7 protein-coding genes are annotated in these 9,930 nt (G+C 60.6%); all 7 read left to right on the forward strand.

The features are described from left to right. Positions 1-322 precede the first annotated feature (322 nt). Positions 323-2,038, forward strand: a complete 1,716-nt coding sequence (locus tag ABD76_RS16410) for an amylo-alpha-1,6-glucosidase (RefSeq protein ID WP_197258303.1) — start codon at positions 323-325, stop codon at positions 2,036-2,038. Positions 2,039-2,268: 230 nt separating this feature from the next. Beyond that, entirely contained in the window at positions 2,269-3,999 is a 1,731-nt protein-coding gene (locus ABD76_RS16415) for a cache domain-containing sensor histidine kinase (RefSeq protein WP_197258304.1), read from the forward strand. Next, positions 3,977-5,140: a response regulator gene (locus tag ABD76_RS16420; RefSeq protein ID WP_197258305.1), complete on the forward strand. Its 1,164-nt coding sequence runs from the start codon at positions 3,977-3,979 to the stop codon at positions 5,138-5,140. Before ABD76_RS16415 ends, ABD76_RS16420 begins: the two co-directional genes overlap by 23 nt. Positions 5,141-5,288: 148 nt before the next feature. Then, positions 5,289-6,548 carry an ABC transporter substrate-binding protein gene (locus tag ABD76_RS16425; protein ID WP_197258306.1) on the forward strand — a complete coding sequence of 420 codons (1,260 nt, stop codon included), beginning with the start codon at positions 5,289-5,291 and terminating at the stop codon, positions 6,546-6,548. Between the two features lie 73 nt (positions 6,549-6,621). Beyond that, on the forward strand, positions 6,622-7,539 hold the full coding sequence (locus tag ABD76_RS16430; RefSeq protein ID WP_168180850.1) for a carbohydrate ABC transporter permease: 918 nt from the start codon (positions 6,622-6,624) through the stop codon (positions 7,537-7,539). After that, entirely contained in the window at positions 7,536-8,363 is an 828-nt protein-coding gene (locus ABD76_RS16435; protein WP_242069600.1) for a carbohydrate ABC transporter permease, read from the forward strand. Before ABD76_RS16430 ends, ABD76_RS16435 begins: the two co-directional genes overlap by 4 nt. 38 nt (positions 8,364-8,401) lie before the next feature. After that, the gene (locus tag ABD76_RS16440; protein WP_197258307.1) at positions 8,402-9,382 is read left to right on the forward strand and encodes an EamA family transporter; all 981 of its coding nucleotides are present in this window, start codon (positions 8,402-8,404) and stop codon (positions 9,380-9,382) included. The last annotated feature ends 548 nt before the right edge of the window (positions 9,383-9,930 follow it).

Consider the following 9,930-nt stretch of genomic DNA (forward strand, 5'->3'; position numbering starts at 1 on the left):
CGCCTCAAAGCCCGGTTCTATAGGACCGGGCTTCTGTCTTGTGAGGGGACCTGTCGTCGCAAGGACTGGATTCGGCCCCGCATCTGGCTTCTACAGGATGCGCGGTTGCCTCACAGGATGATATAAGACAAAATCCCCCTTCACGCCGAACAAAAGAACGAAGCGGCCGCGCGCCCGGACATCTCGCCCCCCAAGTCCGCACAGCCCGGCGCCGTCTTGCCCGGCCGAACCCGCTACAATAGAAGAGGGAAGAAGCAGAGCGTCTCTATTTGTGAAAGCGTTTGCTTGAGGGGGCATGGCGAGACAGAAGGGGGATATAAAAATGAAGCTTGCATTTGATATACGCACCGTGCCGTTCAGCCGTTACGGATCCTTTTTGGCGGTCTCTTGGCTGCCGGCGCGCCCGGGACAAGAGGAAGGCGTCTATATCCGCACCGTGCGCGGCGGGGATGCGACCGCGGGAGCGGCGTTCCGCATCGAGCTGGTGCGGGACGGAGAGAGCCTGGCCTTCACGTCCCGCGCGACGCCGGGATTGCTGGAGCTGGAGAGCGGCGACGGCGGCCAGGCGGAGCTGTGCATCGATGCGTCCGATCGGATTCGCCTGCGCGCACGCCATGTCGGCCTGCGCCTGACCTTGGCGGGAGGAGACTACGACTATGCGATGGAGCGGCCGGAGGGGCGTTGGGAAGTGAATGATTTCCGCAACGAGGTTCGCTTCATGCTGACGCCGCTGCAAGGGACGCTGTCGATGGACGCTCCCTGGCGCAGAACCCGCTGCGAGTATATCGCCGCTGCCATGGAGCCGGACGGCTCGGAGACGGCCGAGCTGCTCATCCAGGAGTACCGGACGGTATGGGAGAAGCCGGCCGCGCTCCCGCTGTTCGCCGACAGCGTGGCGCACGTGGAGGCGGAGTTCGCCGCCTGGATCGGCAAGACGCCGGCGGTGCCGGCCGCCTATGAGGAGGGCCGTCTGCTGGCCGCTTATATTACCTGGTCCTGCGTCGTTCCGGCGGACGGGTATTTGCCGCGGCCGGCCATGTATATGTCCAAGAATTGGATGACCAACATCTGGAGCTGGGATCACTGCTTCAACGCGATGGCGCTCATTCGCGAGCAGCCGGCCTTGGCGTGGGATCAGTTCATGATCTTCTTCGATCGCCAGGACAAGAGCGGGGCGCTGCCTGATTTCATGAACGACAAATACGGCCTCTGGAACTGCTGCAAGCCGCCGATCCACGGCTGGACGCTGAGCTGGATGATGGAGCGCAGCGAGTGGATCGGTCCCGAGCAGCTCCAAGAGGTGTACGGGCCGCTCTCCCGGTGGACCGAGTGGTGGTTCCGGTATGGCGACGATGACGGAGACGGCATGCCGCAATACAGCCACGGCAATGACAGCGGCTGGGACAACAGCACGATTTTCCACGAGCCGGGCGCCGTGGAGAGCCCCGATCTCGGGGCCTATCTCGTGCTGCAATGCGATGCGCTGGCCGAGATCGCCCGCCGGCTGGAGCGGCCGGAGGAGGCGGCGGCCTGGAGGGGCCGGGCGGATTGCACGCTGGAGCGGATGCTGGCGCATTGCTGGCGCGACGGGCGCATGACGGCCGTCCGCACAGGCACGCATGAGCCGGTCGGCGAGGACAGCCTGATCGCGTGCCTGCCGCTCGTGCTCGGGCGCCGGCTGCCGCAGGAAATCCGAGGGGCGCTCGTGCAGGCGCTGGCGGATGAGCGGCGCTTCTTCACGCCGCACGGCTTCGCGACGGAGAGCATCGGAAGCCCGGCCTATGAGCCGGACGGCTATTGGCGCGGCCCGATCTGGGCTCCGGTCATGATGCTTCTCGTCGACGGCTTGGCTCGCTGCGGCGAGGCAGAGCTGGCCGCCGAGGCGGCGCGCCGCTTCTGCGATATGGCCGCCCGCAGCGGCATGGCGGAGAACTTCGATGCGCTGACGGGGGAAGGGCTGCGCGACCGGGCCTTTACGTGGACATCGAGCGTCTTCCTCATGCTGGCCCATGAATATGCGCGGCCGCGCAGCGAATAGGGGAAGAGGCCGCCCCCTTCCAGGCGAAGGGGGGCGGCCAAGGCAGCAGGTCCGGCGCGGCGGGATCCGGCTCTTCCGTCCCTGAGACAAAGGATTCGATAAGCTTGATTGGGAAGGACGCACGCCTTTTGCACCAGGAAAATCGTGTGTCTTTTTCTCTTGTCCTTTCCTTGATATAGTTAGGACACACATTACAACATCGCCGCGACACCGCAGAAGGAGGATTGCCTATGGCCCGTATCCCGTTCCTGTCCCGCATCCCTTGGCCGCGGCGCAATCTGCGCGTCAAGCTGGTCGGGCTGTTCCTTGGGGCCGCCGTCTTGCCGCTGTTCACGCTTGGCCTGCTATCCTATTTCAAGTCGTCCGAGCTGCTGCAGGAGCAATTCGGGCGCTATGGCTCGAACTTGGTCACCCAGCTTCAGCATCAATTGGACACCGAGCTGAATCATCTGCAGTTGATGGCCGGCTCCATTCAGTCCTATCTGCTGAACCCGGCCAGACGCGTGCTGTATACCGAGATCCCGTCGACTTACGGGGAGCTGAAGGATCAATATGAACTGGAAGATATGCTGAATGCGCTGAAGACGGTGAAGGATCGGGGCATTTTCATCGTCACCGAATCCGGTTATTTTTATGGCGAGAACACTATCGATACGAAGCTGCTGTTCGCCGAACCGTGGTGGCAGGCGATGCCGCCCGATTACAATGGCGAATATTGGCCCGGGCTGTACACGTCCCGCCATTACAAGAAGGCGGATCAGGAGGAGCGGCTGCTTGGCCTGGTCGTCCCGATCCGGAACCAGAGCGGGCCGCTGCGGAACGGGCGCATCCTGCTGGAAATGAAAGCGGATAACTTGTTCGCGCTGTTCGCTTCCTTCGAGAAGGATACGCATGCCATGCTGACGATTACGGACGGCGAGGGACGGACGATCTACCGCACGGCGGGGGCGGATGCCGCCAAGCCGGATGATATGATATGGAAGACGAAGCTGGCTTCGAACGACTGGACGATCGAAGCCCGGATGCCGCATGGCCTGTTCTATCAGTCGACGGACGTGATCCGGTCCTATACGGCGATCGGGTTCGTGCTGTCGGTGCTGCTGGCCCTGCTGCTCGGTTATTTGTTCTCCTCGACCGTCACGAAGCGAATCAAGCGGCTGAAGGAGTCGATGCTGCTGGCCGGCAGCGGCAAGTTCGGCACGCGCCTGCCCGTGCGGGGCGAGGACGAGCTGAGCGTGCTGGCCCACAGCTTCAACCGGATGGCCGGACAGCTTGAAGAGCTGGTCGAGCAGATTACGGTGAAGGAGAAGCTGAAAAAGGAAGCGGAACTGCGGGCGTTTCATTATCAGATCCATCCGCATCTGCTGTTCAACACCTTGAATTCGATTCAATGGAAGGCCCGGCTGCAGGGCAATGAGGAGATTCGCCGCATGCTCTATCATCTGACGATGGTGCTGGAGGGGGGGCTCGATATCGCCCAGGAGCTGGTCGCGGTGCGGCGGGAGCTGACCGTCATCGAGCATTTCCTGGAAATCCAGCGTCTTCGCTATGAGCATGAGTTCCGTTATGAGACGGATCTCAATGAGTCCCTGCTTGAGTATGCGATGCCGCGCATGACGCTGCAGCCGCTGTTCGAAAATATTTTTTTCCACGCGTTCGAGGACGGGCGGGGAGTCATTCGCTTGACGATCGCCGAGCAAGGGGACGATCTCGTGCTGACGCTGTCCGACAACGGCAAGGGCATGAGCGACGAGCGCAGGCTTGCTCTGCTGGGCGAAGCGCCGGATCGGCGGAAGAAGCGGGGCATTGGCGTCTACAACGTCGATCGCAAGTTCAAGCTGCATTTTGGCCCGCAATACGGATTAACGGTGCACTCGGAGCCTGGGCGCGGAACCGATATGGTACTGCGCTGGCCGAAACGACAGGAGGAGAAGCTTCATGGAACAGATGATGCCGATTAAAGTGCTGATTGCCGACGACGAAAGCATTGTCCGCAAAGGATTGATGGCGACCGTGGATTGGGCCCGGTACCATATGACGGTCGTCGCGGATGTCCCGAATGGAGCGCGGGGATGGGAAGCCTTCCTGCAGCATCGGCCGGAGGTCATCATTACCGATATCGTCATGCCGGAAATGGACGGCATTGCCTTGGCCGAGCGGATTAAGGCGGAGTCGCCCCAGACCAAAATCCTGCTGCTGAGCTGCCATCGCGATTTCGAGTACGCCCAGCAGGGCATTCGGATTGGCGCTTCCGGCTATTTGCTGAAGACGGCGTTCGAGGACAGCGAGCTCGACTACTATTTGCGCAAATTCCAGACGGAGCTGGAAGCGCACCCGGAGCCTCAGCCCGAGAGCGACGCCGCCGGCTGGGAGGCCGCCTTCTATGCGTGGCTGTCCGGCTTCGATTGCGGCTTCCGCGCCGAGCTGGAGCGGCGCTGGGCCGCCTGGCGGCTGCCCTTGCCCTGCACGGTCTATGCCGCGAAGGCGGAGGAAGCGGCCCGCCCGTGGAGCGGGCTGGAGGCGCGGCTGCCGCAGCCATGCGCCGCGCTGCCGTGCGGAGCCGGCCGGCGCTACTATACGGTCTGCGCCGAGGCCGGGGAACGGATGGACCGGATATTGAACGACGAGAAGCAGCGGCACGCCTCGCTTCATTGGCATCGCCTCGGACCGCTCCAGGGGCTGGACGATTGGCTGGAGGCTCTCGCGAAGCTGCACCGCGAGGCGGAGCTGGAGCGGCGCTATGGCCTGCAGCCGCATACTTGGCCGGAGACGATCGGCGAGGCGGTCCGCCTCGTCGCCAGCGATCTGAGCGAGCCGTGGTCGGCCAGCGATGTCGCCCGCCGCGTCGGCTTGAGCCGCAGCCATTTCAGCATGCTGTTCAAAAAGACCGTCGGCGAGAGCTTTCTGTCCTTTTTGTACCGGATGCGGCTCGATGCGGCGATGGATCTGCTGGCATCGACCGATCTGACGCTGCAGGAGATCGCCGAGCGCATCGGCATGATCGACGGAAAGTATGTAAGCAAATGGTTCAAACGCTGCTGCGGAGTGACGCCGTCGCAATACCGGGCCGAACAGAAAGGCGAATCGCGCAAGTCATCTTGACCCACGAACGGGCGAAAAGGGCGCAGTACGAACAAAATGCCCCCTGGCGCCTGACAGCAAGCGGTTTTGAAAACGCTTTATTTTTTCTAAAGTGGAGATAGCTTTAAATGAACTAGTAGAGGACATTATCGAATCAGGGGGAGAACACATGACCAAAAAACGCTTGTTGACAGCGGTGCTGGCCGTCATGCTTGCCGTCGCGTTGGGGGGCTGCGGCGCCTCGAACTCCGGCGGAGGCGGGGAGGCCGGCGAACAGAAGGTGCTTCGCTTCGCGACCTGGGATACCGGGGACAGCCTGAAGGTACAGGAGGATATCGCCAAGGCGTTCGAGAAGGCGCATCCCGGCGTGAAGGTGCAGGTGGAGCCTTACGCCGACGGCTTCGACCAGAAGCTGGCGGCCTCGTTCGGCGCGGGCAATCCGCCCGATGTGATGCTGATGTGGGATTTCCCGACGTATCATGCCAATCTGGAGCCGCTCGACGAGTATATGAAGAAGGACGAGAATCTCGGTCTGGATGACATTTACGACAGTCTGTTCCATTATGTGAAGGTCGACGACCAGACGTACGGGCTGCCGAGCGGGTTCACGACAAGAGCGATGTACTACAATAAGAAGCTGTTCGACGAGGCGGGCATTCCGTATCCGAAGGACGGATGGACCTGGGACGAGTTCAAGGAGATCGCGAAGAAGCTGTCCCATCCGGAGAAGAAGCAGTATGGCTTCGGCCTGCGGGCGACGAATGACCCTTACGATCTGCAGGGAATCGTCTGGAGCAACGGCGGCAGCTTCGTCAGCGAGGACGGGAGCCGGATCGACGGGTTCATGAACGGGCCCGAGACGGCCGGCGCGATTCAGTTGTTCGGCGACCTGCTGAAGGATAAGGCGGCTACGCTGGTCGGCGGCAAAAATCAGATGAGCGGGGAAGATGTGTTCAAGGCCGGCAAAATCGCCATGTGGGAAAGCGGCGTCTGGCCTCTGGACGGCTTCAAGGAAGCGAAGGTCGAATTCGGCACGGTCGAGATGCCGGCATTTCCGGGCAAGCCGGTCAAGGGCATCGTCGCCCTGAGCGCCGTCTCGGTCGCGAAGCAGTCGAAGCAGAAGGAGCTCGCCTGGGAGTTCACCAAATACTTCATCTCGAATGAAGCGATTAATATGCGCAGCAATTCGGACCTGCCGATCCGCAAGAGCATCGTCCAGGAGAAGAAATTCGACCAGGATCCGCTGTATGCGCCGTTCTACACGATGCTGGAACGGTCCGACATGACCCCGTCCTTCCTGCTCAACAAGAACTGGAAGCTGGTCAACCGCTATTTGTCGACGGCGATTGATTCGGTCATGCTCGGCCAGGACGCGAAGACGGTCCTCGACCGGGCGGTGGGGGATGCCTCGAAATATGTAAATCAATAAGACAGGCGGGGCCCCGGCAGATGACCGTTCTCCGGGGCCTCCCGCTTCTCTTCAGCGGAAAGGACGATGAACGATGCAACGAACGACCCGGCGGATGACCGCTCTTCCGCGGCAGGCAGCCATTCCTTATTTGTTCATAATGCCGTGGATTATCGGTTTTCTCGCTTTTACCTTAGGACCGCTCGTGTTCTCGCTTGTCATCAGCTTCTATGAATGGCCGATTGTCGGCGAGAAAACCTTCGTAGGCATAGCCAACTACGTGGAGATGTTCCGGGGCGACCCTCTCTTCTGGACCTCGCTCGGGGTGACGCTCAAGTTCGCGGCGCTGTTCGTGCCGCTCAATATCGGGGTGGCGCTGCTGCTGGCGATTCTGCTGAACCAGCGGGTCCGGGGAAGCGGGTTTTTCCGTTCCGCCTTCTACTTGCCGTCGGTCATCTCCGGCGTGGCGCTGGCCATGATCTGGTCGTGGGTGTTCGACGGGGAATACGGCATTTTGAATTATTTACTGTCGATCTTCGGGATCGAAGGGCCGAATTGGCTGAATGATCCGGCGTGGGCTCCGGTGGCGATGGTGATCGCCAGCCTGTGGGGACAAGGCACGATGATGCTGATCTTCCTCGCCGGGCTCAAAAATATCCCGAAGGATCTGTACGAGGTGTCTGCCATCGACGGCGCGGGCCGCTGGACGCAATTCGTGCGCATTACGCTGCCGATGCTCAGCCCGACGATTTTGTTCAATCTCATTACGACCATCATCGCGGCGTTCCAGCAATTGACGCTGGCGCTGGTCATGACGGGCGGGGGACCGTTGAACTCCACTTATTTCTATGCCATGTACATGTATGAGAACGCCTTCAAATATTCGAAAATGGGGTACGCCTCCGCCAACGCATGGTTCATGTTCATCATCGTGCTGGCGCTGACGGCGCTTGTCTTCCGCTCTTCATCGGCCTGGGTCTATTACGAAGGGGAAATGAGGAAAGACAAATGAGAGAAACGCGCATGAAATCGGTTGTCGTCTACAGTCTGCTGTTGTTGTTCTCGCTGCTGTTCCTTGCGCCCTTCTATTGGATGATCACGACGGCGGTCAAGACACCCGAAGAGCTGTATCTGTTTCCGCCGAAATGGATTCCGTCCGTGTTCCAATGGGATAATTTCGCTAAGGCGTGGCAATCGCAGCCGTTCGGCACCTATCTGAACAATTCGCTTATCGTGACGGGGCTGTCGCTTATCGGGCAGCTGCTCTCTTCGTCGCTGGTCGCCTACGGCTTCGCGCGCTTTCGCTTCCGCGGCAAAGACGCGCTGTTCCTGATTCTGCTCGCATCGATGATGATTCCGTGGGAGGTCACGATGATTCCGCTCTATATGGAGTTCAATGCGCTCGGCTGGATCAACACGCTGAAGCCGCTCATCGTTCCGGCCTGGTTCGGGTCGCCGTTCTTTATTTTTCTGCTGCGGCAGTTCATTATGGGCATCCCGACCGAGCTGGAGGAGGCGGCCCGCATCGACGGCGCCAACCCGGTGCAGATTTTCCTGCGGCTGATTGTTCCGCTGCTGCGGCCGGCGCTCATTCTCGTCGGCGTGTTCCACATCTTGAGCAGCTGGAACGACTATCTTGGCCCGCTTATCTTCCTGAACGATCAGACCAAGTATACGCTGACGCTCGGGTTGTCGCAATTCCGGGGCATGTTCGGCGTCGATATGGTCTCCATCATGGCCGTAACCTTCCTCATCTGCCTGCCGCCGCTCGCCGCCTTTTTCCTGGCGCAGCACTACATTGTTGAAGGCATTGCGACGACCGGCATCAAAGGATGATTCATGGAAGGATATGAACATAAAGGGGGACATCCGGTGTGAATCGGGCGCGGCTATCCGAGTTATGCTTATTGATTACGGCTCTCATCTGGGGATCGACCTTCCTTATCGTGCAGAGAGCGCTTGATGACGTATCTTCCCTGGCGTTCAACGCGGCGCGCTTCGCCGGAGCGGCTCTGCTGTTCCTGCTGATGATGCTGGCGAGCGGCCGCCTGCGCAAGGCGCGGTGGAACCGCGGGCTGATCCTTCACGGGGGCGTGCTCGGCCTGTGGCTGTTCGGCGCCTTCTCGCTGCAGACGGCCGGCCTCCAATATACGACCTCGACGAATACCGGCTTCATTACCGGCATGTCGGTCGTGTTCGTGCCGTTCGCTTCGCTGTTGATCGCGAAGCAGCGCCTGTCGGCCGCCACCTGGATGGCGGCGGGGGCGGCCTTCGCCGGACTGTATCTGCTCGCGGTGGACGGCGGCAGCCTGTCCTTGAATCGCGGGGATATCCTCGTCTTCTTCGGGGCGGTCTGCTTCGCTCTTCATATCGCGGTGACGGCCTTGTATGCGCCCCGGCATGAGACGATGCCGCTCGTCACCGTTCAGTTCGCCGCGGTGGGCGTGCTCGCCGCGCTGCTCTCGGGCCTGATCGAGACGGCGGCTCCGCTCGGCGAAAGGCTGGCCGGCTTCGCGAAGCCGGAGGTGCTGTTCGCCCTGCTCGTGTCCGTCCTGCTCTCGACGGGCTTCGCGTACTGGGCGCAGACCTGGTGCCAGCAGCATACTTCCGCGGCGCGGGTGGCGATTATCTTCGCCACCGAGCCGGTGTTCGCCGCCTTGACCGGCGTCATCTTCGCCGGCGAGCGGCTCGGCTGGTCCGCCGTCCTGGGCTGCGCGCTCATTCTCGGCGGCATGCTCTACGCCGAGCTGGCGGATCGCCGCCCGGCGGACGCGCCGCCGCAGCCGAAGCCGGACGCGCCGCCGCTCGGCGGGGACCCGAGCCCGCGCCAGGGCAGCGGCCGGCGCAGTTCTTGACGGCGCGACGGGCGTGCCGCCTCTGCCTCCGCCGAACAGGCCGGATAGTCGGGCAGGCCGGACAGGCAGGCCCTGCCTGTCCGGCCTGAACGCAAGAGAGGCTGTCCCATCAGCAGTATCTAACTGCAGTGAGACAGCCCCCTCATTCTCCAAGCTCGGCTTGCCGAAATAATGCAAAAGTGCAGGAATTTCAGGCTGTACCATAGATAGAGCGCAGGAATCAAGCAAAATAACAGTAGCGTTGCATCAATCTTTTTACGAAAATTTCTATCCCATAAGTCTCTATATTTGTAACTTATTGAACTATATTCGTGGACAAAAATAAAGAAATCTCCTATTGTTGAGTTACCCTCAGCGTTATCCATAAAACGCTCAACAAAGGAGATTTCTATGGATAACGTACATAATCAAAACGTCATTTGTCAATGCCTAAAATGGTTACATGTGAATTCCACTCGAGATAAGTCATTGGACTACCGAGCCCAAAAGTTGTTTGTCGGCGCTTCGACACTCTTGTTTGTAGAGGCACAGCTCCAGCAACGAGACTC

It is taken from the genome of Paenibacillus dendritiformis, from assembly GCF_015845845.1.
Taxonomy (GTDB): Bacteria; Bacillota; Bacilli; order Paenibacillales; family Paenibacillaceae; genus Paenibacillus_B; species Paenibacillus_B dendritiformis_C.